Raw genomic sequence first — 24,903 nt, 5'->3', positions numbered from 1 at the left:
GGCGCATTATAGACACTCGCTGAGATCACGCAAGTGTTTATTTGAAAAAAATGTTTGTTCGCGTTTTTTTTAGACAAAACATGTATATTTGAGCTTTTATTCGCCTGTTTTGTCATTAATATGCCCATAATGCGTCTTATATATCATTATCCCGCTTTGTTTATGCATCACGCCAAGGAATCAGAATGCAGTTTTCAGAACAACTCAATGCGTCACAAAAAAATCTGTCTTATCTTCTGGCTGAAAAGCTGGGACAACAGATTTTATCCGGCAAGTATCCGCCGGAGTCTATTCTGCCGGGAGAGATTGAGTTGGCGGAGCAGTTCGGGGTAAGCAGGACAGCGGTCCGTGAGGCAGTAAAAATGCTGGCGGCGAAAGGGATGGTCTTACCGCGCCCGCGCATCGGTACCCGGGTGATGCCGGTGATAAGCTGGAATTTTCTCGATCATGACTTTATAAAATGGTGGCTGAGCAGCGGAGACCACCGGCAGGTACTGAAATATTTCCGCGAGCTGCGCGCCGCGATTGAACCCCAGGCCTGCGCACTGGCCGCCATGAATGCCGGAAAAGACCAGAAACAGTCACTCTCGTTTCTGTTAAAAGAGATGACTTTATTATCCGCGCATTTTGAGCGGGATAAATGGATAGCGGTTGATCACCGTTTCCACCACCTTATTTATCAGGCGTGCGGAAATCCGTTCTTTTCCTCTTTCGCGAATTTATTTGATTTTGTGTATCACAACTTTTTTGAATCCATCACCACCAATCAGGTTATTGAGATTGATCTCCACAAGGAGATTGTGGATGCCATTATCGACGGGAACGGAGAACGTGCCCGTCAGGCATGTCAGGTGTTGTTGAGTAAAGTGTGAATATGTAATAGTTACACTACTGACCATTCTGAGATAATGCATTAAGGGAAAACATGTTTAAAACAGCCCGGAATATGGCGGGCCTGCCGTGGATTGCCGCAATGGCGTTCTTTATGCAGGCGCTCGATGCCACCATTCTGAACACCGCTCTGCCGGATATTGCCAAAAGCCTGAATCACTCTCCGCTGGCGATGCAGTCCGCTGTTATCAGTTACACTCTGACAGTGGCGCTGCTGATCCCGGTCAGCGGGTGGCTGGCAGACCGCTTCGGCACCCGCCGGATATTTATTATCGCGGTGATTCTGTTTTCCCTCGGTTCTTTATTATGTGCCTTTTCACCCAATCTGCCATTCCTGGTGGTGTCACGGATTATTCAGGGGATAGGCGGGGCAATGATGATGCCGGTGGCCCGGCTGGCACTGCTGCGGGCTTATCCGCGCAGCGAGCTGCTGCCGATTCTCAACTTTGTCACCATTCCGGGCTTAGTCGGCCCGGTGCTGGGGCCGCTGCTCGGCGGGATCCTGGTGACTTACGCCACCTGGCACTGGATTTTTATCATTAATATACCTATCGGGATTCTGGGGATTATCTACGCCATCCGCCATATGCCCGATTTCACCATGCCGAAGCGCCGGTTTGATACATTAGGCTTTGCCCTGCTTGGTGCCGGGCTGGTCTCTGTTTCTGTCAGTCTGGATCTGTTCGGGGATAATGCCCTGGCAGCGGCAACGCCGTTCCTGGTGATGGGCAGCGGTTTTGCGCTGCTGACCTTCTATGCCCTGCACGCCCGCCGTATTTCCGCCCCGATTATCCCGCTGAGCCTGTTCCGTACACGGACATTCAGTGTCGGGATCGCCGGTAACGTGGCCACACGGCTGGGCACCGGCTGTATTCCGTTTCTGATGCCGCTGATGTTACAGGTCGGTTTTGGTTATCCGGCTGTGGTGGCCGGGATGATGATGGCACCGACGGCTATCGGCTCTATTCTGGCAAAATCGGCGGTCACACAGATTCTGCGCCGCTACGGTTATCGCCTGACATTATTTGCGGTCACTCTGGTGATCGGCGCAATCATTTCATCCTTCTATTTCCAGTCACCGGGAATGTCGATTTACCTGCTGGTGCTGCCGCTGTTTATTCTCGGGATGGCGATGTCGACCCAGTTCACCGCGATGAATACCATTACCCTCGCAGATCTGACCGAGCACAATGCCAGTTCCGGTAACAGTGTGCTGGCCGTGACCCAGCAGCTTTCTATCAGTTTCGGGATTGCGGTGAGTGCGTCTGTATTACGCTATTTTGAGTCTCAGGATTGGGGGTCAATCGTTGATAATTTCCACGCCACTTTTGTGACGGTCGGGGTGATGACGATTCTGTCAGCGTTTGTGTTCCTGTTCCTGAGCCGGACTGACGGGCGGAATATGATCAAGAAGAAAACCCGCCCCTCAGACAGTCCCGCCTCACCTTAACGGCAGATAACAGAGCCCCGGTTTATCAGCGCCGGGGTCAGCACCAGTGAATCAGAAGGTGCGTCTGCGTCGTCCATGCGGCGCAGAAGTTTATCCACCGCCAGTTTACCCAGCTCATCTTTCGGCTGGTGAATGGTGGTCAGCGGCGGGGTAAGGAATGCCGCCAGGTCGATATCATCGTAACCGATAACCGCAATATCATGCGGGATACGCAACCCTTTCTGCCAGATAGCCTGATAAGCACCGACTGCCATCGCATCGTTACCGGCAAATACCGCCTGCGGCGGCACCGGCAGAGAAAGCAGCTGATTCATGGCGCTGAAACCGCCGCTGAATTCAAAATCACTTTCCAGCACATACTCCGGCGGCACATTCAGACCGGCCTGCGCCATTGCGCGGTAAAAACCGTCCAGACGGGATTTCGCCGGTGATTTATCCAGCGGCCCGGCAATACAGGCAATCCGGGTAAAACCGTTTTCGATCAGATGACGGGTGGCAATTTCGCCGCCGAGGAAAGAGTTGTCCTGAATCACATCCCCGCCGAACGCAAACGGCGACCAGTCCATCATCACCATCGGCAGCCGGGGATAGCGGCTGAACACCTCCGCTGACGGGCCTTTTATCTCTGTACACATCAGCAGCAGGCCATCCACCCGCTTTTGCAGCAGTGTTTCCAGGCTGCTGTTCATCCGTTTGTGATCCCCTTCGGTATTACAGAGGATCAGGCTGTAGCCGCGTTCATAACAACTGCGCTCCACGCCGCGGACGACTTCCGCATAAAACGGGTTATTACTGGTGGTCACCAGCATTCCGATGGTGTTTGTACGGTTCATTTTCAGGCTGCGCGCAAGTGCAGACGGCGCGTAGTTCAGTTCGGTAATGGCATTATTTACTTTCTTGCGCACGCCGTCACTGACAAAACGGTTATTGTTGATGACATGGGAGACTGTCGAGGTGGATACCCCCGCCAGCCGCGCCACGTCTTTCATCGTCGCCACAGTCTTAACCACGCTCCGCAAGGAAAGCATCAATTTCACGGCGCCACGGCACCGATGGCTGCGCCCCCCGGCGGGTGACGGCGATCGCGGCGGCGGCATGGGCAAAACGCACCGCGTCATCTGCCGGTTTTCCTTCCAGCAGCGCCGTGACATACGCGCCGTTAAAGGTATCACCGGCTGCAATGGTATCCACCGCATTAACGTTAAAGCCGGGGATCCGGCGGCCTTCACCGTTAACACTCAGCCAGACACCCCGGCTGCCCAGCGTGATCAGAACCTGTTCAATGCCTTTATCGTGCAGTACCTGCGCCGCGTTGGCTGCGCCGGCTTCATCACTGACAGAAATACCGGTCAGCTTTTCCGCTTCGGTTTCATTCGGGGTGATAACGTCCACCAGCTTCAGCAGGCTGTCCGGTAATTCCCGCGCCGGGGCCGGATTGAGGATCACTCTGGTCTGATGATTTTTTGCAGCCTGCGCGGCGGCGATCACGGTTTCCAGCGGGGATTCCAGCTGCATCAGCAGGGCATCGGATTGTTCAACAAGCCCTTTATAAGGTGCAAAATGTGCCGGTGTCAGCGCAGCATTGGCACCGGCACTGATGCCGATGACGTTTTCACCGTCTTCATTCACAAAGATCATCGCCACGCCGGTGGTCGCTTCCGGTACCACGCTGACTGCGGCGGTGTGAATACGATCGCGCTGCAACTGTGCCAGGATTTCCGCGCCGATAGCATCATCCCCCACACAGGCAATAAAGGTAATATCAGCACCGCTGCGTCCGCAGGCCACCGCCTGGTTCGCGCCTTTGCCGCCGAAGGCTGTCTGATATTGCTTACCGATCACCGTTTCGCCGGGTGCCGGGAACTGTGCAATATTCATAATATGATCGACATTAATACTGCCGAGAACGGTCAGACGGGATGTTGTCATTACCTTTATTTCCTTTATTACTGACAATACTCCCCGGCACGGTGTACCGGGGAGGCTGATATCGTTAGTCTTTTACAATCAGTTCTAACTCAACCGGAATGGTTTTGTCGATTTTTTCGCCTTTCAGGACTTTATCGGCGGTCTGAATACCGATGATACCGATCTGGTCAGGACGCTGTGCCACGGTTGCACCCAGTTTGCCGCCTTTCACGGCTTTGATGCCGTCAGCTGTGCCGTCGAAGCCGACCACCAGCACATCATCACGGCCTGCAGTCTGCAATGCACGCTGCGCACCTAATGCCATTTCATCGTTCTGGGCAAATACCGCCTGAACAGCCGGATGTGCAGTCAGCAGGTTCTGCATAACGTTCAGACCTTTGGTACGGTCAAAATCTGCCGGCTGGCTGGCCAGCACATTCATTTTATGTTCGGCAACCGCCTGTTTGAAACCTTCACCGCGCTCACGGGAAGCTGAAGTCCCGGTGATACCTTCCAGCTGAATAACTTTGGCATCCGCGCCGGTTTTACGGGCGATAAAATCACCGGCCAGTTTGCCGCCGAGGACGTTATCAGAGGCAACGTGGCTGACCACATCACCTTTGGCGGCAACGCGATCCAGGGTGATTACCGGGATATTGGCTTTGTTGGCCAGGATCACGGCATTACCGACCGCATCAGAGTCTGTCGGGTTAATCAGCATCAGTTTGGTGCCTTTCACGGTCAGATCCTGCACGTTAGCCAGTTCTTTTGCCGGGTTATCCATAGAATCCAGAACCACCAGGTCGTAACCGAGTTTATCCGCTTCTTTCTGCGCACTGTCTTTCATGGTGACAAAGAACGGGTTATTCAGTGTGGAGATCACCAGGGCAATGGACTCTTTTGCCAGTGCATTGGCGCTGATTGTGGCGCTCAGTGCAACAACGGAGAAAAGGGTCGCAATCTTTTTCAGTTTCATGTTTCAGTTCCTTGCAGGATTCGGGTAAGTGGATTATTTACTGCTTTTATTATCAACGAGTACAGCCAGCAAAATCACAACCGCTTTGACAATCATCTGGTAGTTGGAGGAGATCCCCAGCAGATTCAGCGCGTTGTTCAGAAAACCTAAAATCAGCGCCCCGATCAGGGTGCCCATAATACGGCCTTTACCCCCGGCGAGACTGGTGCCGCCGAGTACCACCGCCGCAATCGCATCGAGCTCATAACCGTTACCGGCCATCGGCTGTGCGGACGATAAACGCGCCACTTCAATCACACTGGCTAATGCCGCCAGCAGACCACAGAGGGCGTAAACAATGATTTTGATTTTATCGACATTAATACCGGACAGGCGGGTTGCGGATTCATTACCGCCCAGCGCATAGATATAACGCCCCAGACGGGTGTGATGCAGCAGATACCAGGCCGCCGCGAAAACGACAATCATCAGCCATACCGGTGCCGGGATGCCGAACAGACGACCGATACCAAACCAGCTGAACACATCGGCGTTATCACTGAATCCGGTACTGATCGGACTGCCGTCGGTATACACACGGGTCACACCGCGCAGTAACAGCATCATCACCAGCGTGGCGATAAAAGCCTGCACTTTCCCTTTCGCGACAATCACCCCGGTCACACCGCCGATAGCCGCGCCCAATGCCAGCGCACCGGCGACCGCAACAATGGCGTTAACATCCGCTCCCACCATGGAGGCCGCCACCGCACCGGTCAGAGCCAGCAGTGAGCCGACAGACAGGTCAATCCCGGAGGTCAGGATCACCAGCGTCATCCCCACCGCCATAATGGCGTTCACAGAGGTCTGCTGGAGAATATTGAACAGGTTATTCAGGGTAAAAAAGTTCGGGCTGATCATGGAGACAATCACAATCAGGATCAGCAGTGCTATCAGTGATTTCTGCTCAAGCAGCCATTCTTTGGAAAACCAGCGTTTTGACGCCGGGGTTGAATCTGTACGCATATCTTACTCCTGCCCTGCGCCATATTGTTTGCCGACTGCGGCGGCCATTAATGCTTCCTGAGTAACGTTTTCCGCGGCAAACTCCCCGCTTATCCGTCCTTCGTGCATGACCAGAATCCGGTCACTCATCCCCATCACTTCCGGCATTTCCGATGAAATAAGGATGATACTCAGGCCTTCCTGTTTAAATTTGTTGATCAGCTGATAAATCTCTTTCTTCGCCCCGACATCCACACCGCGTGTCGGTTCGTCGAGGATCAGAACTTTCGGCCGCGTCATCAGACCGCGGGCGATCGCCACTTTCTGCTGATTACCGCCGGATAAGAAACCGATGATCTGATCCATGCCCGGGGTTTTGATATTGAACAGCTGAATAAAATCGCTGACGGTCAGATGTTCTTCTTTATGATTAAGGCGTCCGGTTTTGCTGCTGAAATACGGCAGTGCCGTCAGAGACATGTTCTCTTTTACTGACATCCCCAGCACCAGACCATCACGTTTACGGTCTTCGGAGATATACACGATGCCATTATTCAGCCCGGCTTTCGGCGAGTTTATCTGACAGACTTTGCCGTCCATTTCTACCGTTCCGCCGGTTTTTGCCATCGCGCCGTAAATGATTTTCATCAGTTCGGTACGCCCGGCGCCCATCAGCCCGGAAACGCCGAGAATTTCATTCTCATGCAGCGTGAAACTGACATCATGCACATCACGGCCGCACAGATTTTTCACCACCAGCTTTTCTTTGCCGCGCGGCAGATTCAGACGCGGATACTGATCTTCCAGCTTACGCCCGACCATCATTTCAATCAGGGTATCCTCAGTCAGGTCAGACACCGGTTTTTCACCGATAAACTGGCCGTCGCGGAACACCGTCACATCATCACAAATCTCAAAAATCTCTTTCAGGCGGTGAGAGATATAGACAATCCCGCAGCCCTGCTCACGCAGTTCGCGGATCACACTGAAGAGCGATTCGGTTTCAGTGTCCGTCAGAGCATCTGTCGGTTCATCCATAATGATGACTTTCGACTCAAAACTGAGCACCTTGGCGATTTCCACCATCTGCTGATCGCCGATGGACAGTTCCGCCACCAGCCGGTGACTGCTGTAAGCAAGATTCAGACGGGCCAGTAACTTATCCGCTTCGGCGTACATCTTTTTCCAGTCAATGTTGCCGAAACGACCGGTAAACTCGCGGCCGAGGAAAATGTTTTCTGCAATTGTCAGTTCCGGGATCAGGTTCAGTTCCTGATGGATAATCCCGATACCGGCTTCCTGTGACGACTTTGGCCCCGTAAACTGACGCTCCTGCCCCAGAAACAGAATCTGACCGGCATCTTTTTTATAGATCCCTGTCAGCACTTTCATCATGGTGGATTTACCGGCGCCGTTCTCTCCGACCAGCGCCATCACTCTGCCGGGATAAACCCGAAGGGCGGCACCGGATAACGCTTTCACACCCGGGAACGCTTTATCGATACCTTTGAGTTCAAGTAACGGTTCCATAGACACCTCAGAATGTCACGCCGGAGAACAGCATCACATTGGCAAACGGTGTGCACTCACCGGTCCGGATCACGGCACGGCTGTTTTGTGTCTGTAACTTGAAAGAGGCATGAGTCACATACTGAATCTGAATCACATTACCCTGCTGTAATTCCAGCGCTTTCAGATGTGCCACAATCGCATCATGCAGCTCACTGTTATGTGTCTGGATATCTTCCGCCATCAGTGCGGCTTCGACCTGCATCTCCTGCGTGATAACTTTAAACACCGACATAAAATCAGGCACGCCCCGGGTTAATGCCAGATCAATACGTGGTGTGGCGGGCGGGATCGGCAGCCCGGCATCAGCAACAGTAATATGGTCGGTATGACCCAGACGCGCGATAACCGCCGAGACATCACTGTTCAGTAAAGCCCCTTTCTTCATAAAATCCTCCTGAGCGAAACGTTTCGCTTTTAAACTATGGTAGGAAAAATACCGGAAAACTCAATATTCATCCATAAAAAGTGTGATGGTGATCGAAACGTTTCGCTTAATAATGTGTTAAATAAAAAAGCTAACTGATTGAATGAGTTACAGCTGAATGGATTCAATAAATAAAATAAAAAAACTGTTAACGCCGTCATCCGTCAGTCTGCATCCTGAATGACACCCGAAATATATTAAACCACCGTAACAATATGATATATAAGTATATTATTCAAATAAGAATGGATAACTTTTGATATTCAGGGATATATCAATATATTGTTATGTTGCTCTGGTACATATAACCGGAGTTTTTTATGAAAAAGCACATCATTATTACCGCAGTATTGGCCAGCCTGTTTTCAGCATCCGTTCTTGCTCATGGATTTGTCACCAAACCTGCCAGCCGGGCCGCAAATTGCCAGTTAAAGAAAAATAATCCACAAATGTGCGCATCTGCACAATGGGAACCTCAGAGTATTGAAGCGCTTTCAGGGTTTCCCGGCGGAAAATTCCCGCCTGATGGTCATCTTGCCAGCGGAAATATTGAACGCTTTATTCCGCTGGATATGATCGGCGATATTTGGTTTAAGGAAAAAGTAAAACCAGGGAAAATGGATTTTGAATGGAAAATTACCGCAGCACACTCAACCAGAAACTGGCGATACTATATAACAAAACCAGACTGGAACCAGGAGGTACCACTAAACAGAGAACCGTTTGAATCTGAACCATTCTGTTATTTTGAAGACCACGGCAGTGTTCCGCCATACACCGTAACTCATCAGTGTGAAGTGCCGGAACGAAAGGGCTATCAAATAATTTATGCCGTATGGGAAATAGCCGATACCCCTAACAGCTTTTACCAGGTTATTGACGCCGATTTTAACTAATCACATCAGCTGCCGGGATATATACCGGCAGCTTTTTTACCATAAAAAAATCGAAAAACAGAAGAAACGTGATTTTACGCAGTAAACGCGGTAGCTTTTTTAGTTTATAAACGCAGAAACTGCATCAGTAAATTCACGGGAGTCCCATGCAACGTTCTGAACGTATCGCCCGGCTGAGCCGCCATCTGGAATCCGGGCTGTATGAACGACAGCACGCCATCCGGCTCTGCTTACTGGCCACCCTCAGCGGGGAAAGTGTTTTTCTGCTCGGCCCGCCGGGAATTGCCAAAAGTATGATTGCACGGCGCATGAAACTGATTTTCAGTGACGCCCGTGCCTTTGAGTATCTGATGACCCGCTTCTCCACCCCGGAGGAGATCTTCGGCCCGCTCTCGATTGCGGCACTGAAAGATGAAGGGAAGTATCAGCGCATCACGCAGGGATACCTGCCGGATGCGGAAATCGTGTTTCTCGACGAAATCTGGAAAGCGGGTCCCGCTATCCTCAATACCCTGCTGACAGCAATTAACGAACGCAAATACCGCAACGGTGACAGCGAAAGCCCTATTCCGATGCGGCTGCTGGTGGCCGCCTCCAACGAACTGCCGGACAACGACAGCAGCCTGGAAGCCCTCTATGACCGGATGCTGATCCGCTTATGGCTGGATAAATTACAGGAAAAGCAAAGCTTCCGCGCCATGCTCATCAGCACACCGGGGGCATCGGATGAGCAGATCCCCGCACATCTGCAGGTTACGGATGAGGAATATCATCAGTGGCAGGAAGAAATTGACCGTGTTGTGCTGACTGATCAGATATTTGAACTGATTTATCAGCTCCGTCAGCAGATTGAGCGGCTGGATAACGCGCCGTATATCTCAGACCGGCGCTGGAAAAAGGCACTGCGGCTGTTACAGGCCAGTGCGTTTTTTAACGACCACAGCAGTATCACGCCTCTTGATCTGATTTTGCTGAAAGATTGCCTGTGGCATGATTCCGCCTCACTGAAATCTGTTCCGCAACTGCTGACACAACTGATGTGTGAGCAGGCCTATCAGCAGCGCAGCCTGTTACTGAAACTGGAAAAATACTATCAGGAATGGATACTGGAAACGCAGACTCAGCAACAGCGGGATGCCTTCAGTGTCATCCGCAGCAGTGCCCGTTTCGGGCGCAAAGTCAGTTACACTCTGCCGGATACACTGCCGCCCGGCCCGGTCACCCTCTTTTTACATAGCCCGCTGACATTACATGATATGACAGTCACTCATGTGACTATTGAGCGCAGTGCCTTTGATACCTTCTTTGATAAAGGAGGGAACATTGCGGCAAAACTCAACGGCATCGGCTTTACCCAGTCTGTATCCGCCGCCGTAAATGATAACGGCCTTCTGGAACTGCGTGATGTCAGTCTGCGCAGCAGCACCCTGTTCCCGGCGGGTACCGAAAGCCGGATGACAGAAGCACAGAAGCAAATCTGGCTGGATAAGCTTTCAGTGATACGCCAGACACTGGTACAGCAGCGTCAGCTGTTTGCACAGCATCAGCCGGCACTGTTTGTCAGTGATGACTGGATTGCGCAGATAGAGGAAAGCTTTCTGCCGGTGGCAGAACGCCTCGATAAACTGGCGCAGCAAATGAGCAGCACCCCGTGTTAAGTCTTTCGGCACTGGATCTGGCATTAGCGGTTAATGAAGGGGAACTCATTGAGGAGATCCTGCTGACACTGCTGGCTGCTCCGCAGCTGGCCTGGTTTTTTGAAAAACACCCGCGGTTACGCCGTGCGGTGCTGACCGATATGCCGTCATGGCGGAAATCACTGGAAGAACGGGTGAAAGAGGCGCTGGTTCCGGCGGCACTGGCAGATGAGTTCCGTCTTTACCAGCAGAGCACCGCCGCAGACCGGACAGAATTTTACCGCCTGCTGCCGGAAATCCTCAAAGCGCTGGAGGACATAAACTCGCCGTTCTCGCCGGAAGCACACCGCCTGCACAGAGATGAGCAGGAAACCACCTCCCATCAGATATTATTCAATCAGCGCTGGCGTATCAGCCTGATTTTACAGGTCACCACCTATCACAAAGAGATCCTGGAGCAGGAAAAAGAACAGCTTCTTGCCGAACTTCAGCAGCATCTGGCACTGAGCGGCAATCTTGATCCGCTGATCAGTGAAAATGAGCAGGCTTCCGGTAAGTTATGGGATCTGGCGAAAGGATCACTGAAGTCCCCCGGCCCGGCTGACGATCTCCTGCTGCGTTACAGCGAATTTTTAAAATCGCAGCCGGAACTGGAAAAACTGGCCTCACTGCTGGGGCGCAGCCAGACGGCAAAATCCGTTCCTCAGGACAGTGCGGTGACAGAGCCGGTCACCATTACCGAACTGGTGCCGGATCAGACCCCGGAAGAGGTCAGCGGGGTCGGGCTGAGTGATGATGTGCTGCGTCTTCTGCCCGCCGAACTGGCATTACTCGGTATCAGCGGTCTGGAGCTGGAATTTTACCGTAAGCTGGCAGAGAAACAGTTATACACCTACCGGTTACAGGGCGATCACTGGCAGGAGCGGCAGGTGATGCGGCCGATCGTTCATCATAAAGATGAAAAACAGCCGCGCGGCCCCTTCATTATCTGTATCGATACTTCCGGCTCGATGGGCGGTTTTAATGAGCGCTGCGCCAAAGCGTTTTGTCTCGCGCTGGTCAAAATCGCTATGGCCGATAACCGGCAGTGCCATGTCATGCTCTTTTCCACCGGACAGGTGCATTATGATTTTCTCGGCCCGGACGGTATAGAACAGATGACCCGCTTTCTGCTTCAGAGTTTTAAAGGCGGAACAGACCTGGCGTCCTGTCTGACAGAAGCGGCAAAACGGCTGGAAACGCCGCAGTGGCGTGATGCGGATGTGGTGGTGATGTCTGACTTTATTGCCCAGCGGCTGCCGGATGACGTGATAAAGCAGGTAAAACGTTCACAGCAGCAGGGGAAACACCGCTTCCATGCGGTAGCCCTGTCCCATTACGGAAAGCCCGGTATCATGCGGATTTTTGATCACATCTGGCGTTTTGATACCGGCTTAAAAAATCGTCTGCTGCGCCGTTTCAGACGGTGAGCCTCCGGGCTCACCGTACAGCAGTGTATTACAGCATATCAGTGATGGTTTCGCGTACTTCCGGTGCCCACACACTGCATTGTACCTGGCCGATATGGCTGCGCTGAAGCAGTAACATCACCAGACGTGACTGGCCGATCCCGCCGCCGATCGTCTGCGGCATTTCACCGGCTGCCAGCGATTTGTGCCAGTCCAGCTCCATCCGCACCTGCTGACCGGTCAGATCCAGCTGACGTGCCAGGGTGACCGGGTCGACACGGATCCCCATTGAGGATAACTCGAACGCATCCTGCAGTACCGGGTTCCACACGAGGATATCCCCGTTCAGCCCTTTGTAGCCGTCACTGTTCTCAGTAGTCCAGTCATCATAATCCGGTGCACGGACATCATGGTACTCACCATGAGATAATTTACCACCGATACCGATTAAGAATACGGCACCCAGTTCTTTCGTGATGGCACGTTCACGACCTTTGGCATCCAGGTCCGGGTAACGCGCAAGCAGCTCTTCAGAGTGAATAAAATGAATTTGGTCCGGCAGGAACGGTGTCAGACCAAATTCCTTACTTACTGCAAGTTCTGTTTCTTTTATTGTCTGATATATTTTACTTACTGTCTGCTTCAGATAAGGCAGCGTACGCTCCTCATCTGCCATCACTTTTTCCCAATCCCACTGATCAACATAGACAGAATGGATTGAGGTTAAGAGATCCTCATCAGGACGCAACGCTTTCATGTCGGTGTACAGACCCTGACCCGGCTGAAAATCAAAACGCCCTAACGTTTTGCGTTTCCATTTAGCCAGTGAATGCACGACTTCAAAGGTTGAGCCCGGCAATGATTTAACTTTCACCTGAACCGCTTTCTCGCTGCCGGATAAATTATCCTGAGTACCATCACCCACGCGGCTTAAGATTGGCCCCTGGACTTCAATAAGACCCAGTTGTTTTTCCAGCAGACGTGAGAAGTAAGACTTCACGAAGCTGATTTGCTGCTGCTGTCGGATGAATGATTTTTCCATGATAATAATCCTTGATATGCGGAACATGTATTGCCTGTGAGATAGATTAAGCAACAGAATGGGGTATAAATTCAATATCTCTTAGCAAAAATACCCTTTGCTATTTATAAAATTCATTTTTATGATGCTAAAAATGAATTTTCGTTAATTTAAGGGGCATAAAATGGCCGAAATTTATCAGATCGACAATCTGGACCGTGACATACTTCACGCTTTAATGGCAAATGCCCGCACACCTTACGCTGAATTAGCGAAAAAATTTGCCGTCAGTCCCGGTACGATCCATGTCAGGGTCGAGAAAATGAAGCAGGCGGGTATCATCACCGGTACCAGGGTGGATATCAGTGAAAAACATCTGGGATTTGATGTGACCTGCTTTATCGGCATCATCCTGAAAAGCGCCAAAGATTACCCGGCCGCGCTCAAGAAACTCGATAAGCTGGATGAAGTGGTGGAAGTCTATTACACCACAGGGCAGTACAGCATCTTTATAAAGGTGATGTGCAAAACAATAGAATCGTTGCAGGACGTACTTATCAACAAGATCCAGAGTATTGATGAGATACAGTCCACTGAAACCCTGATCTCCTTACAGAACCCGATCATACGGACGATCCGCCCGTAAGAAAAAATTCTTATAACCACATTATCCACAGGTAGATCCCAGCTGTTTCACAGCGTACAATAGTGGCTCTTTACAGCAGGGGATCACCATGACTACAGTTACTCTCATTACCGGCAGTACCATGGGCAGCGCAGAATATGTTGCTGAGCATGTTGCCGAAATTCTGGAAAGCGCCGGTTTCACCACAGATGTGCAGCACGGACCGGAAGCGGACGATGTACCGCAGCAGGACAGTACCTGGTTAATTGTCACCTCCACTCACGGTGCCGGTGATCTCCCCGAAAATATACAGCCGTTTGCTGATGCCCTGCGTGAGCAGCAGCCTGATCTCAGTTCCGTCCGTTACGGTGCCATCGGGATCGGCAGCAGTGAATATGACACCTTCTGTGGTGCAGTCCGTACACTGGATGCCCTGCTCACCTCTCTGGGTGCGAAAAAAATCGGTCAGTCACTCGAAATAGATATCCAGAAACACGACATTCCTGAAGATCCGGCTGAGATCTGGATCGAAGAATGGAAAAATTTACTCTGATTTGCTGATAAAAACAGCGATCAACTGTGGATAACTCAGGGATCAACTTGCGATCAACCCGTAGTTATTCACTGTATAAGATCACTCTCCGTCAGGCCCTGTGAATAAGTACCCGTTTTGATCCCAGCTTATACTGAACAGGATCAACGGTACTTCACAGGAAATGATCCTTTACAGTTTTATGATCTTTATGGGGATTTAACACTTATCCACAGAGGATCGCGATCCTAATAAAAGATCTAATAAAGAGATCTTTAAATAAAAAGATCTTTATATAATTACCTGCGTCTTTACCGCTCATGGTCAGACGGCAAGAGTTGAGTTATATTCTCTCCCCCGATGCGCTACTGCATTTTGTAATGAAGGTTTAACATGTTTTATCCGGATCATTTTGACGTCATTGTTATCGGCGGTGGCCACGCCGGTACTGAAGCTGCAATGGCAGCGGCACGTATGGGCCGTCAAACACTTTTACTGACTCACAATATCGACACTCTGGGTCAGATGTCCTGTAACCCTGCTATCGGTGGGATCGGTAAGGGACATCTGGTTAAAGAGATCGATGCACTCGGCGGACTGATGGCACATGCCACTGACCGTGCCGGTATTCAGTTCAGAACCCTGAATGCCAGCAAAGGGCCGGCAGTGCATGCCACCCGTGCGCAGGCTGACCGTGTACTTTACCGTCTGGCTGTGCGCACCGCACTGGAAAACCAGCCTAACCTGATGATTTTCCAGCAGCCGGTTGAAGATCTTATCGTTGAAAATGATACCGTTACCGGTGCAGTGACCCGCATGGGACTGAAATTCAGAGCCAAATCGGTGGTACTGACGGTCGGGACATTCCTGGACGGAAAAATTCACATCGGACTGGAAAACTACAGCGGCGGTCGTGCCGGTGATCCGCCGTCCGTCTCCCTGTCACACCGTCTGCGGGAACTGCCGCTGCGTGTCGGTCGCCTGAAAACAGGGACACCGCCGCGTATTGACGCCCGGACCATCGATTTTGCTCAGCTGACACCACAATTTGGTGACAACCCGATGCCGGTATTCTCCTTCATGGGCAGTGCGGATGAGCATCCTGAACAGATGCCGTGCCATATCACTTACACCAATGAAAAAACCCATGAAGTGATCCGCAATAACCTCGATCGCAGCCCGATGTACGCCGGTGTGATCGAAGGGATCGGCCCGCGTTACTGCCCGTCCATCGAAGACAAAGTGATGCGCTTTGCGGATCGTAACCAGCATCAGATCTTCCTGGAACCGGAAGGGCTGACCAGCAATGAAATTTATCCGAACGGTATCTCCACCAGCTTACCGTTTGATGTGCAGATGCAGATTGTTCACTCGATGAGAGGCATGGAAAACGCACGGATTATGCGTCCGGGTTATGCCATCGAGTATGATTTCTTTGACCCGCGCGACCTGAAACAGACTCTGGAAAGCAAATACCTGCACGGCCTGTTTTTTGCCGGACAAATCAACGGCACCACCGGTTACGAAGAAGCGGCTGCCCAGGGGCTGCTGGCCGGTCTGAACGCTGCCCGGTATTCTGCGGATCAGGAAGGCTGGTTCCCGCGCCGTGACCAGGCGTATATCGGCGTGCTGGTGGACGACCTGTGCACACTCGGCACCAAAGAACCGTACCGGATGTTTACCTCACGGGCGGAATACCGTCTGATGCTGCGTGAAGACAACGCAGACGCCCGTCTGACCGAAACCGGCCGTGAACTGGGGCTGGTGGATGACGCACGCTGGGCACACTTCAGTGAAAAAATGGAGCTGATCGAGAAAGAGCGTCAGCGCCTGAAAGATATCCGCGTCCACCCGCAATCCGAAAGCGTGAAAGAGATCAACGCGATCCTGAACACACCGCTGTCCAAAGAAGCGACCGGGGAAGATCTTCTGCGCCGTCCGGAGATGGATTATAACCGGCTGATGACCCTGAGTGATTTCGCACCGGGGGTTGATTCACCGGCAGCAGCACAGCAGGTGGAAATACAGGTGAAATACGAAGGGTATATCTCCCGTCAGCAGGATGAAATTCAGCGTCAGCTGCGTAATGAGAACGCCACACTGCCTGTTGATCTCGATTACAAACAGGTGAGCGGGCTGTCTAACGAAGTGGTGGCAAAACTCAACGACCACAAACCGACCTCGATCGGCCAGGCATCGCGGATCTCCGGTATCACACCGGCGGCTATCTCTATCCTGCTGGTCTGGCTGAAAAAGCAGGGCCTTCTGCGGCGGAGTGCGTAACGGATGAGTGATTTACAGCAACAACTTACCGTACTGCTGCGCAGTGCGGATATCTGCCTGACCGATCAGCAGAAACAGCAGCTGACCGGTTATGTGGAGATGCTCCACAAATGGAATAAAGCCTATAACCTGACCTCTGTCCGCCAGCCGGAACAGATGCTGGTGCGTCATATCATGGACAGTATCGTGGTGGAGCCGCATCTGACCGGCAGCCGGTTTATTGATGTCGGGACCGGTCCCGGGCTTCCCGGCGTGCCGCTGGCGATTGTCCGCCCGGAGTCTCACTTTGTCCTGCTCGACAGCCTGGGCAAGCGTGTGCGCTTCCTGAAACAGGTTCAGCATGAACTGGGGCTGACCAACATCGAACCGGTTCAGAGCCGTGTGGAAGAGTATCAGGGTGAACCATTTGACGGAGTTATCAGTCGTGCATTTGCTTCACTGGACGATATGCTCAGCTGGTGTCATCAATTGCCGGTACCGGAAACCGGACGCTTTTTTGCACTGAAAGGCAGTGTCCCGGAAGAGGAACTGACCCGGTTACCGGAAGGCATTTCTCTCGTCAGTATCGAAAAACTGGTTGTGCCAAAACTGGATGAACAGCGTCATTTGGTCATTCTTAAAGCAAACTGAGTTTGCGGTACGTCAAAAAACAGAAATATTTTTAAGGGGACGGAGTCAGCGCATTTTCTGCACCGTCCCTTTGTTTTTCCGGAGATGAAAATAAAATGCGTAACGGGGCCTTTACAAAATGACAACGGCTGATTGATTACTTTCCGGTAAGTTTATCTGCGAAAAATTTCATGCCGGATCGTTTTTACTGACAACGTATTATTTCAAAAATATTTATTTTATTTAAAATTAATCTGTAAATATCAGTTAAATATTTATTTTTTTAATTAACTGGTTGATTGATATTGCTATTTTTACAGCGGTTGATCGCTATAAAATGTTAATTCAACTAATGTATTTTATGTTATGTGATTTTTGTCACGTTTCAGAAATGAGTTGTACGTCGTATTCTGAGGTAGGGTAAACTCTATTTTTTGTACGATTTGTGGTGGCGACAAAGAAATTAAATTTTTATTCACTTTTTCGCTACTTATTGATTGAAAACAATCTGGCTGCCCGTATAATTTGCTCGTTTTTGTCTCTTGACACTCTCGCTCAAAGGCAGTTTTATACATCACTCAGTAAGCCTGACCCCGGAAGGTGCACACGGAGAAACTAAATGTCATGTCTGTCTCCCTTTTCAACGGAAAATTGACCAAAAAACTGTTGTTTTTGCAGTTTATGACGTTTGTTGTTCTTAGTGCGCTTTTTTGCATAAAAAGTATCGAATGGGGTGCTTCCGCGCTGGCCGGGGGAGTTGCCGCATGGATACCGAATGCGATTTTTTTGCTGATCAGTAACCGGCAGAAAGCGCATGAGGAACCGCAGTCGTACCGGATTGCATGGTTTTTTGTGGTTGGGGAAGGGTTTAAAGTTATCTTCGCGATAGCGATACTGATGATTGCTTTAGGAGTGTTTAAAGCGGCAGTTGCACCACTGGTCTTGACCTATTTAGCGGTGCTTTTCGTGCAGATTATCGCACCGGCCGTGCTAAGCGGTTAGCGGTTTTAACAACAAAGGGTAAGAGGCATCATGTCTGCATCAGGAGAAAGTTTAACCACAAAAGAGTATATCAGTGGCCACCTGAATAACCTTCAGCTGGACCTGAATACTTTCGAGCTGGTCAATCCCCATGCGAACGCGACTCCATCTTTTTGGACGCTGAACATTGACTCCCTTTTCTTCTCAGTCGTATTAGGTATTTTCTTTTTATGGCTTTTCAGAAGGGTGGCAAAGAAAGCGACAAGTGGCGTTCCCGGGAAATTTCAGACTGCGGTAGAAATGCTTATCGGCTTCGTTGACAGCAACGTCCGTGATATGTATCACGGCAAGAGCAAAGTTATTGCACCTCTCGCATTAACTGTGTTCGTGTGGGTGCTGCTGATGAACGCACTGGACTTATTACCAATCGACTTCATTCCGTATATCGGTGAACACATCCTCGGTTTACCTGCGCTGCGTATCGTTCCGACTGCAGACGTAAGTATCACACTGTCGATGGCGATTGGTGTATTCGTTCTTATCCTCTTTTACAGCTTCAAGATGAAAGGCGTGAAAGGATTTGCAAAAGAGCTGACATTACAGCCTTTTAACCATCCGTTATTCATTCCTGTCAACCTGATTCTGGAAGGGGTAAGCCTGCTGTCAAAACCTGTTTCCCTCGGTCTGCGACTGTTTGGGAACATGTATGCAGGTGAGCTGATCTTCATTCTTATTGCAGGTCTGCTACCGTGGTGGTCACAATGGTTACTGAGCCTTCCGTGGGCGATTTTCCACATACTGATTATTACGTTACAAGCCTTTATTTTCATGGTTCTGACGATCGTCTATCTGTCGATGGCGTCTGAAGAGCATTAATTTTATTACCAATAACTGTGATTTAACTGAAACAAACTGGAGACTGTCATGGAAAACCTGAATATGGATCTGCTGTACATGGCTGCCGCTGTAATGATGGGCCTGGCGGCTATCGGTGCTGCGATCGGTATCGGCATCCTCGGTGGGAAATTTTTAGAAGGCGCTGCACGCCAGCCGGATTTAATCCCTCTGCTGCGTACTCAGTTCTTCATCGTAATGGGTCTGGTTGACGCCATCCCGATGATTGCTGTAGGTCTGGGCTTGTATGTAATGTTTGCGGTTGCGTAGTGATACGGCCACTCCCGGATATTTACATCAACTCAATTAGATAAAGAGGTATTGTGCTGTGAATCTTAACGCAACAATCCTCGGCCAGGCCATCGCGTTTGTCCTGTTTGTTTTGTTCTGTATGAAGTATGTATGGCCACCGATCATGGCGGCCATCGAAAAACGTCAGAAAGAAATTGCTGACGGTTTATCTTCCGCAGAACGTGCTAAAAAGGACCTGGACTTAGCGCAAGCCAATGCGACCGACCAAATGAAAAAAGCGAAAGCGGAAGCATCTGCCCTGATCGATCAAGCGAATAAACAACGCGCTCAGATCATCGATGAGGCAAAAGCAGAAGCGGAAGTTGAACGTAGCAAAATCGTAGCACAGGCGCAGGCGGAAATTGACGCCGAACGCAAACGTGCCCGTGAAGAGTTACGTAAACAGGTCGCCATTTTAGCTGTCGCGGGTGCCGAGAAAATTATTGAACGTTCCGTGGATGAAGCTGCTAACAGCGACATCGTTGATAAACTTGTCGCTGAACTGTAAGGAGGATGGGGCATGTCAGAAATCGTTACTGTAGCTCGCCCCTACGCCAAAGCAGCTTTTGACTTTGCTGTGGAAAACCAGGCCGTTGAAAAATGGCAGAACATGCTGGCATTTACTGCGGAAGTGACACGCAATGAGCAGATCGAAGATCTGATTTCCGGTTCTTTTGCTCCGGAAACCCTGGCTCAGGCGTTTATCACTGTTTGCGGTGAGCAGATTGACGAGCATGTGCAGAACCTGGTTCGTATCATGGCTGAGAATGGTCGCTTAGTGACCCTGCCGGAAGTTAGCCGTCAGTTCGCAACACTGCGGGCTGCGCTGGAGTCAACCGTTGAGGTTGAAGTCACTTCAGCCGGCGAACTCAATGAACAGCAGCTGGCGAAAATTTCTGCAGCGATGGAAAAACGTCTGTCACGCAAAGTTAAGCTGAATTGCAAAATTGATAAGTCAGTTATCGCGGGGTTTGTATTGCGCGCCGGTGACCTTGTCATCGACAACAGCATTCGCAATCGACTCGAGCGTTTAACCGACGTCTTGCAGTCTTAAGGGGACTGGAGCATATGCAACTGAATTCCACCGAAATCAGCGAACTGATCAAGCAGCGCATTGCTCAGTTCAATGTCGTGAGTGAAGCTCACAACGAAGGTACGATTGTCTCCGTCAACGACGGTATCATTCGTATCCACGGTTTAGCCGAAGTTATGCAGGGTGAGATGATCTCTCTGCCGGGCAACCGTTATGCTATCGCACTGAACCTGGAGCGCGACTCTGTTGGTGCGGTTGTGATGGGTCCTTATGCCGACCTGGCAGAAGGCATGAAAGTCAAATGTACCGGTCGTATTCTGGAAGTGCCGGTTGGCCGTGGCCTGTTAGGCCGTGTGGTCAACACCCTGGGTGAGCCTATCGATGGTAAAGGCCAGGTTGAGCACGATGGTTTCTCACCTGTCGAAGTTATCGCACCGGGTGTTATCGACCGTCAGTCCGTTGATCAGCCTGTACAGACCGGTTATAAGTCTGTCGATGCGATGATTCCGATCGGCCGTGGTCAGCGTGAGCTGGTCATCGGTGACCGTCAGACCGGTAAAACCGCACTGGCAATCGATGCAATCATCAACCAGCGTGATTCCGGCATCAAATGTATTTACGTCGCAATTGGTCAGAAAGCGTCCACTATTGCTAACGTTGTCCGTAAATTAGAAGAGCACAATGCGCTGGCCAACACGATTGTTGTGGTCGCGAGTGCGTCTGAATCTGCGGCACTGCAATACCTGGCGCCGTATTCCGGTTGTGCAATGGGTGAATACTTCCGTGACCGCGGTGAAGACGCGTTAATCATTTATGATGACCTGTCAAAACAAGCGGTTGCTTACCGTCAGATCTCCCTGCTGCTCCGTCGTCCGCCCGGACGTGAAGCATATCCTGGTGACGTTTTCTATCTGCACTCCCGTCTGCTGGAACGTGCTGCGCGTGTTAACGCGGAATATGTGGAAGCGTTTACCAAGGGTGAAGTGAAAGGCAAAACCGGTTCTCTGACCGCGCTGCCAATCATCGAAACTCAGGCAGGGGACGTATCAGCGTTCGTTCCGACTAACGTTATCTCCATCACTGATGGTCAGATCTTCCTGGAATCCGCGCTGTTCAACGCCGGTATCCGTCCTGCAGTTAACCCGGGGATCTCCGTATCCCGTGTGGGTGGTGCAGCACAGACCAAGATCATGAAAAAACTGTCCGGTGGTATCCGTACCGCTCTGGCACAGTATCGTGAACTGGCGGCGTTCTCACAGTTCGCATCTGACCTTGATGATGCAACCCGTAAACAGCTTGACCACGGTCAGAAAGTTACCGAGTTGCTGAAGCAGAAACAGTATGCACCAATGTCAGTGGCACAACAGTCTCTGTCACTGTATGCAGCTGAGCGTGGTTACCTGGAAGATATCGAAATTTCGAAAGTCGTGCCGTTTGAAGCTGCTCTGATTGGCTACGCCACTCGTGAACATGCTGATCTTCTGAAAGAAATCGACCAGACGGGTAGCTATAACGATGATATCGAAGCGAAGTTGAAAAACGTGCTCGATACCTTCAAGGCAACTCAGTCCTGGTAATACTAAACGGCCTGTGTGAACAGTACAGGCCGTCTGGTTCATGAGGAGAGCAAATGGCCGGCGCAAAAGAGATACGTTCTAAGATCGCCAGCGTACAAAATACGCAGAAGATCACTAAAGCGATGGAAATGGTCGCGGCGTCCAAAATGCGTAAAACGCAGGACCGCATGGCGGCCAGCCGTCCTTATGCAGAGACCATCCGCAGTGTGATTGGTCACATTGCATTGGGTAATCTGGAATATAAACATCCATACCTCGAAGAACGCGAGGTTAAGCGTGTCGGGTACCTGGTTGTTTCTACCGACCGTGGTTTGTGTGGTGGTTTGAACATTAACCTGTTCAAGAAGCTGATTGTCGAAATGAAAGACTGGTCTGACAAAGGTGTTCAGACTGATCTGGCTCTGATCGGGTCCAAAGCAGCGTCATTCTTTGCCTCTGTGGGCGGGAATGTAGTTGCTCAGGTTAACGGCATGGGTGATGAACCTTCGCTGGCTGACCTTATCGGTTCGGTAAAAGTCATGCTTCAGGCCTACGACGAAGGTCGTCTTGACAAGCTGTACATTGTAACTAACCGGTTTGTGAATACCATGTCTCAGGTTCCGACTATTGTTCAGGTTCTGCCGTTACCGCCAAGCGATGACGAAAACCTGAAGAAGAAAACCTGGGATTATTTATACGAACCTGATCCTAAAGCGTTACTGGATTCCCTTTTACGGCGCTACATCGAAGCGCTGGTATACCAGGGCGTTGTGGAAAACCTGGCCAGTGAGCAGGCCGCCCGTATGGTTGCAATGAAAGCTGCAACGGATAACGGCGGTAACATGATCAAAGAGCTGAATTTAGTTTACAACAAAGCGCGTCAGGCAAGCATTACACAAGAACTCACCGAGATTGTGTCCGGTGCTGCCGCGGTTTAACACCCGGGTTTTACGAATTACGTAGAGGATTCAAGATGGCTACTGGAAAAATCATCCAGGTTATCGGCGCCGTTGTGGACGTCGAATTTCCTCAGGATGCAGTACCGAAAGTGTACGATGCGCTTGAGGTAACAAATGGTAAAGAAAAACTGGTGCTGGAAGTTCAGCAGCAGTTAGGCGGCGGGGTTGTCCGTTGTATCGCTATGGGTACATCTGACGGTCTGAGCCGTAATCTGGAAGTAACCGATTTAGGCCACCCGATCGAAGTCCCTGTCGGCGTGAAAACCTTAGGACGTATCATGAACGTTCTGGGTGATCCGATCGATATGAAAGGTGACATCGGCGCAGAAGAAAAATGGTCTATTCACCGTGCTGCACCAACATACGAAGAACTGTCTAACTCCCAGGAACTGCTGGAAACAGGTATCAAAGTAATGGACCTGATCTGCCCGTTCGCGAAGGGTGGTAAAGTCGGTCTGTTCGGTGGTGCGGGTGTGGGTAAAACCGTAAACATGATGGAACTGATCCGTAACATCGCGATCGAGCACTCCGGTTACTCTGTATTCGCAGGGGTCGGTGAGCGTACCCGTGAAGGTAACGACTTCTATCATGAAATGACAGACTCCAACGTTCTGGACAAAGTATCACTCGTGTACGGCCAGATGAACGAGCCACCGGGAAACCGTCTGCGCGTTGCTCTGACCGGTCTGACCATGGCGGAAAAATTCCGTGATGAAGGCCGCGACGTACTGCTGTTCGTTGATAACATCTACCGTTATACCCTGGCCGGTACTGAAGTATCCGCGCTGTTAGGCCGTATGCCTTCAGCGGTAGGTTACCAGCCGACACTGGCGGAAGAAATGGGTGTGCTTCAGGAACGTATCACATCGACCAAAACAGGCTCTATCACGTCTGTACAGGCCGTTTACGTCCCTGCGGATGACTTAACTGACCCGTCTCCTGCAACCACGTTCGCCCACCTTGATGCGACCGTCGTTCTGAGCCGTCAGATTGCGTCTCTGGGTATCTACCCTGCGGTTGACCCGCTGGATTCCACCAGCCGTCAGCTTGACCCGCTCGTTGTTGGTCAGGAGCACTATGATGTTGCCCGTGGCGTACAGTCAATCCTCCAGCGTTATCAGGAACTGAAAGATATCATCGCAATCCTCGGGATGGATGAGCTGTCAGAAGAAGATAAACTGGTTGTTGCCCGTGCCCGTAAAATCCAGCGCTTCCTGTCTCAGCCGTTCTTCGTGGCAGAAGTCTTCACCGGTTCACCGGGTAAGTTCGTTTCCCTGAAAGACACAATCCGTGGCTTTAAAGGTATCCTGGAAGGTGATTACGATCATCTGCCGGAGCAGGCGTTCTACATGGTGGGTACCATCGAAGAAGCTGTGGAAAAAGCGAAGAAGATTTAATCCGGTTGACAGGAGGCTGATATGTCTGCAATGACGTTTCACCTGACGGTAGTAAGTGCCGAAAAACAACTATTTAAGGGCTTAGTCCAGAAGATTCAGGTGACAGGCAGTGAAGGTGAGCTGGGTATTTACCCGATGCATACCCCGCTGCTGACTGCCATAAAACCGGGCATGGTACGGATTGTTAAGCAATTTGGTGAAGAAGAGCTTATCTACCTTTCAGGCGGAATGCTCGAAGTACAGCCAAACGGCGTTATCGTACTTGCGGACACGGCTATCCGTGCAAACGATCTGGATGCTGCACTGGCGATGGAATCAAAACGCCGCGCAGAAGAAAACATCCGGAAAGCACATGGTGACGTGGATTATGCTCAGGCATCAGCCGAACTGGCAAAAGCAATTGCAAAATTACGTGTAATTGACGAATTAGCCAAGAAGATGATGTAACCGAGGCAGTTAAAATATAAAAGCCAGTCAGTATCCGCTGACTGGCTTTTTTGCGTTGCGAAATATGTGGTATTTTCGTGTGTAAACAG

Annotated in this window: 25 protein-coding genes; 18 read left to right on the top strand and 7 right to left on the bottom strand. The window is 50.8% G+C overall.

Annotated elements, in window-relative coordinates; genetic code table 11:
• Positions 1 to 185 precede the first annotated feature (185 nt).
• Both U868_RS0113270 and mdtD read left to right on the top strand, forming a co-directional pair.
• Positions 186 to 872, top strand: coding sequence for a FadR/GntR family transcriptional regulator (locus U868_RS0113270; RefSeq protein ID WP_025153719.1), 687 nt, complete (start codon positions 186 to 188; stop codon positions 870 to 872).
• A gap of 53 nt (positions 873 to 925) precedes the next feature.
• Positions 926 to 2,341, top strand: coding sequence for a multidrug transporter subunit MdtD (gene mdtD / locus U868_RS0113265; RefSeq protein ID WP_025153718.1), 1,416 nt, complete (start codon positions 926 to 928; stop codon positions 2,339 to 2,341).
• Here the strand turns inward: mdtD and rbsR are convergent.
• From rbsR to rbsD, 6 genes are all read right to left on the bottom strand, one after another.
• A complete protein-coding gene (gene rbsR / locus U868_RS0113260; RefSeq protein WP_430623536.1) occupies positions 2,338 to 3,339 on the bottom strand; it encodes a ribose operon transcriptional repressor RbsR in 1,002 nt (333 codons plus the stop codon). The genes mdtD and rbsR overlap by 4 nt on opposite strands.
• A 4-nt stretch (positions 3,340 to 3,343) precedes the next feature.
• Positions 3,344 to 4,270, bottom strand: a complete 927-nt coding sequence (rbsK, locus tag U868_RS0113255) for a ribokinase (RefSeq protein ID WP_025153716.1) — start codon at positions 4,268 to 4,270, stop codon at positions 3,344 to 3,346.
• A 64-nt stretch (positions 4,271 to 4,334) separates the two neighbouring features.
• A complete protein-coding gene (gene rbsB, locus U868_RS0113250) occupies positions 4,335 to 5,225 on the bottom strand; it encodes a ribose ABC transporter substrate-binding protein RbsB (protein WP_025153715.1) in 891 nt (296 codons plus the stop codon).
• A gap of 33 nt (positions 5,226 to 5,258) precedes the next feature.
• Entirely contained in the window at positions 5,259 to 6,230 is a 972-nt protein-coding gene (rbsC, locus tag U868_RS0113245) for a ribose ABC transporter permease (protein ID WP_004236751.1), read from the bottom strand.
• 3 nt (positions 6,231 to 6,233) lie between these two features.
• The gene (gene rbsA / locus U868_RS0113240; RefSeq protein ID WP_025153714.1) at positions 6,234 to 7,739 is read right to left on the bottom strand and encodes a ribose ABC transporter ATP-binding protein RbsA; all 1,506 of its coding nucleotides are present in this window, start codon (positions 7,737 to 7,739) and stop codon (positions 6,234 to 6,236) included.
• Between the two features lie 7 nt (positions 7,740 to 7,746).
• The gene (gene rbsD / locus U868_RS0113235; RefSeq protein WP_025153713.1) at positions 7,747 to 8,166 is read right to left on the bottom strand and encodes a D-ribose pyranase; all 420 of its coding nucleotides are present in this window, start codon (positions 8,164 to 8,166) and stop codon (positions 7,747 to 7,749) included.
• A 359-nt stretch (positions 8,167 to 8,525) separates the two neighbouring features.
• Between rbsD and U868_RS0113230 the strand changes: the two genes are divergently transcribed.
• The 3 genes from U868_RS0113230 (at position 8,526) to viaA (ending at position 12,207) form a co-directional block, all read left to right on the top strand.
• Positions 8,526 to 9,101 carry a lytic polysaccharide monooxygenase gene (locus U868_RS0113230; protein WP_025153712.1) on the top strand — a complete coding sequence of 192 codons (576 nt, stop codon included), beginning with the start codon at positions 8,526 to 8,528 and terminating at the stop codon, positions 9,099 to 9,101.
• A 146-nt stretch (positions 9,102 to 9,247) separates the two neighbouring features.
• The gene (ravA, locus tag U868_RS0113225) at positions 9,248 to 10,759 is read left to right on the top strand and encodes an ATPase RavA (protein WP_025153711.1); all 1,512 of its coding nucleotides are present in this window, start codon (positions 9,248 to 9,250) and stop codon (positions 10,757 to 10,759) included.
• Entirely contained in the window at positions 10,753 to 12,207 is a 1,455-nt protein-coding gene (viaA, locus tag U868_RS0113220) for an ATPase RavA stimulator ViaA (RefSeq protein WP_025153710.1), read from the top strand. Before ravA ends, viaA begins: the two co-directional genes overlap by 7 nt.
• 28 nt (positions 12,208 to 12,235) lie before the next feature.
• Here viaA and asnA read toward each other — a convergent pair whose 3' ends face one another.
• Positions 12,236 to 13,228 (bottom strand): aspartate--ammonia ligase, encoded by a 993-nt coding sequence (gene asnA, locus U868_RS0113215; protein WP_025153709.1) that lies wholly within the window; start codon positions 13,226 to 13,228, stop codon positions 12,236 to 12,238.
• Between the two features lie 163 nt (positions 13,229 to 13,391).
• Here asnA and asnC point away from each other — a divergent pair, with 163 nt between their 5' ends.
• From asnC to U868_RS0113150, 13 genes are all read left to right on the top strand, one after another.
• Positions 13,392 to 13,853 (top strand): transcriptional regulator AsnC, encoded by a 462-nt coding sequence (asnC, locus tag U868_RS0113210; RefSeq protein WP_025153708.1) that lies wholly within the window; start codon positions 13,392 to 13,394, stop codon positions 13,851 to 13,853.
• An 88-nt stretch (positions 13,854 to 13,941) separates the two neighbouring features.
• A complete protein-coding gene (gene mioC, locus U868_RS0113205; RefSeq protein WP_025153707.1) occupies positions 13,942 to 14,385 on the top strand; it encodes an FMN-binding protein MioC in 444 nt (147 codons plus the stop codon).
• A gap of 372 nt (positions 14,386 to 14,757) precedes the next feature.
• The gene (gene mnmG / locus U868_RS0113200) at positions 14,758 to 16,647 is read left to right on the top strand and encodes a tRNA uridine-5-carboxymethylaminomethyl(34) synthesis enzyme MnmG (protein ID WP_025153706.1); all 1,890 of its coding nucleotides are present in this window, start codon (positions 14,758 to 14,760) and stop codon (positions 16,645 to 16,647) included.
• Between the two features lie 3 nt (positions 16,648 to 16,650).
• Positions 16,651 to 17,277: a 16S rRNA (guanine(527)-N(7))-methyltransferase RsmG gene (gene rsmG, locus U868_RS0113195; protein ID WP_025153705.1), complete on the top strand. Its 627-nt coding sequence runs from the start codon at positions 16,651 to 16,653 to the stop codon at positions 17,275 to 17,277.
• A gap of 603 nt (positions 17,278 to 17,880) precedes the next feature.
• Positions 17,881 to 18,258, top strand: a complete 378-nt coding sequence (atpI, locus tag U868_RS0113190) for a F0F1 ATP synthase subunit I (RefSeq protein WP_004236739.1) — start codon at positions 17,881 to 17,883, stop codon at positions 18,256 to 18,258.
• A gap of 30 nt (positions 18,259 to 18,288) precedes the next feature.
• Positions 18,289 to 19,113: a F0F1 ATP synthase subunit A gene (gene atpB, locus U868_RS0113185; RefSeq protein WP_025153704.1), complete on the top strand. Its 825-nt coding sequence runs from the start codon at positions 18,289 to 18,291 to the stop codon at positions 19,111 to 19,113.
• Between the two features lie 48 nt (positions 19,114 to 19,161).
• Entirely contained in the window at positions 19,162 to 19,401 is a 240-nt protein-coding gene (gene atpE / locus U868_RS0113180; protein ID WP_000429386.1) for a F0F1 ATP synthase subunit C, read from the top strand.
• A 58-nt stretch (positions 19,402 to 19,459) separates the two neighbouring features.
• A complete protein-coding gene (gene atpF / locus U868_RS0113175; RefSeq protein WP_024473723.1) occupies positions 19,460 to 19,930 on the top strand; it encodes a F0F1 ATP synthase subunit B in 471 nt (156 codons plus the stop codon).
• A 12-nt stretch (positions 19,931 to 19,942) separates the two neighbouring features.
• Entirely contained in the window at positions 19,943 to 20,476 is a 534-nt protein-coding gene (gene atpH, locus U868_RS0113170; RefSeq protein WP_025153703.1) for a F0F1 ATP synthase subunit delta, read from the top strand.
• Positions 20,477 to 20,490: 14 nt separating this feature from the next.
• Positions 20,491 to 22,032, top strand: a complete 1,542-nt coding sequence (atpA, locus tag U868_RS0113165) for a F0F1 ATP synthase subunit alpha (protein WP_025153702.1) — start codon at positions 20,491 to 20,493, stop codon at positions 22,030 to 22,032.
• A 53-nt stretch (positions 22,033 to 22,085) separates the two neighbouring features.
• Entirely contained in the window at positions 22,086 to 22,949 is an 864-nt protein-coding gene (gene atpG / locus U868_RS0113160) for a F0F1 ATP synthase subunit gamma (protein WP_025153701.1), read from the top strand.
• Positions 22,950 to 22,984: 35 nt separating this feature from the next.
• Positions 22,985 to 24,367: a F0F1 ATP synthase subunit beta gene (gene atpD / locus U868_RS0113155; protein ID WP_004236732.1), complete on the top strand. Its 1,383-nt coding sequence runs from the start codon at positions 22,985 to 22,987 to the stop codon at positions 24,365 to 24,367.
• Positions 24,368 to 24,388: 21 nt separating this feature from the next.
• Complete coding sequence (locus U868_RS0113150) at positions 24,389 to 24,814, top strand: F0F1 ATP synthase subunit epsilon (protein WP_004236731.1); 426 nt, start codon at positions 24,389 to 24,391, stop codon at positions 24,812 to 24,814.
• Positions 24,815 to 24,903: the final 89 nt, after the last annotated feature.

This window comes from Morganella morganii H1r (genome assembly GCF_000633515.1).
Taxonomy (GTDB): Bacteria; Pseudomonadota; Gammaproteobacteria; order Enterobacterales; family Enterobacteriaceae; genus Morganella; species Morganella morganii_B.
This window is presented reverse-complemented; position numbering and strand designations above follow the sequence as displayed.

Excerpts from the sequence above, each read along its gene's own strand:
- U868_RS0113270 (WP_025153719.1), top strand. The coding sequence starts at position 186 with ATGCAGTTTTCAGAACAACTCAATGCGTCACAAAAAAATCTGTCTTAT.
- mdtD (WP_025153718.1), top strand. The coding sequence starts at position 926 with ATGTTTAAAACAGCCCGGAATATGGCGGGCCTGCCGTGGATTGCCGCA.
- rbsK (WP_025153716.1), bottom strand. The coding sequence starts at position 4,270 with ATGACAACATCCCGTCTGACCGTTCTCGGCAGTATTAATGTCGATCAT.
- rbsB (WP_025153715.1), bottom strand. The coding sequence starts at position 5,225 with ATGAAACTGAAAAAGATTGCGACCCTTTTCTCCGTTGTTGCACTGAGC.
- rbsC (WP_004236751.1), bottom strand. The coding sequence starts at position 6,230 with ATGCGTACAGATTCAACCCCGGCGTCAAAACGCTGGTTTTCCAAAGAA.
- rbsA (WP_025153714.1), bottom strand. The coding sequence starts at position 7,739 with ATGGAACCGTTACTTGAACTCAAAGGTATCGATAAAGCGTTCCCGGGT.
- rbsD (WP_025153713.1), bottom strand. The coding sequence starts at position 8,166 with ATGAAGAAAGGGGCTTTACTGAACAGTGATGTCTCGGCGGTTATCGCG.
- U868_RS0113230 (WP_025153712.1), top strand. The coding sequence starts at position 8,526 with ATGAAAAAGCACATCATTATTACCGCAGTATTGGCCAGCCTGTTTTCA.
- ravA (WP_025153711.1), top strand. The coding sequence starts at position 9,248 with ATGCAACGTTCTGAACGTATCGCCCGGCTGAGCCGCCATCTGGAATCC.
- asnA (WP_025153709.1), bottom strand. The coding sequence starts at position 13,228 with ATGGAAAAATCATTCATCCGACAGCAGCAGCAAATCAGCTTCGTGAAG.
- asnC (WP_025153708.1), top strand. The coding sequence starts at position 13,392 with ATGGCCGAAATTTATCAGATCGACAATCTGGACCGTGACATACTTCAC.
- mioC (WP_025153707.1), top strand. The coding sequence starts at position 13,942 with ATGACTACAGTTACTCTCATTACCGGCAGTACCATGGGCAGCGCAGAA.
- mnmG (WP_025153706.1), top strand. The coding sequence starts at position 14,758 with ATGTTTTATCCGGATCATTTTGACGTCATTGTTATCGGCGGTGGCCAC.
- rsmG (WP_025153705.1), top strand. The coding sequence starts at position 16,651 with ATGAGTGATTTACAGCAACAACTTACCGTACTGCTGCGCAGTGCGGAT.
- atpI (WP_004236739.1), top strand. The coding sequence starts at position 17,881 with ATGTCTGTCTCCCTTTTCAACGGAAAATTGACCAAAAAACTGTTGTTT.
- atpB (WP_025153704.1), top strand. The coding sequence starts at position 18,289 with ATGTCTGCATCAGGAGAAAGTTTAACCACAAAAGAGTATATCAGTGGC.
- atpE (WP_000429386.1), top strand. The coding sequence starts at position 19,162 with ATGGAAAACCTGAATATGGATCTGCTGTACATGGCTGCCGCTGTAATG.
- atpH (WP_025153703.1), top strand. The coding sequence starts at position 19,943 with ATGTCAGAAATCGTTACTGTAGCTCGCCCCTACGCCAAAGCAGCTTTT.
- atpA (WP_025153702.1), top strand. The coding sequence starts at position 20,491 with ATGCAACTGAATTCCACCGAAATCAGCGAACTGATCAAGCAGCGCATT.
- atpG (WP_025153701.1), top strand. The coding sequence starts at position 22,086 with ATGGCCGGCGCAAAAGAGATACGTTCTAAGATCGCCAGCGTACAAAAT.
- atpD (WP_004236732.1), top strand. The coding sequence starts at position 22,985 with ATGGCTACTGGAAAAATCATCCAGGTTATCGGCGCCGTTGTGGACGTC.
- U868_RS0113150 (WP_004236731.1), top strand. The coding sequence starts at position 24,389 with ATGTCTGCAATGACGTTTCACCTGACGGTAGTAAGTGCCGAAAAACAA.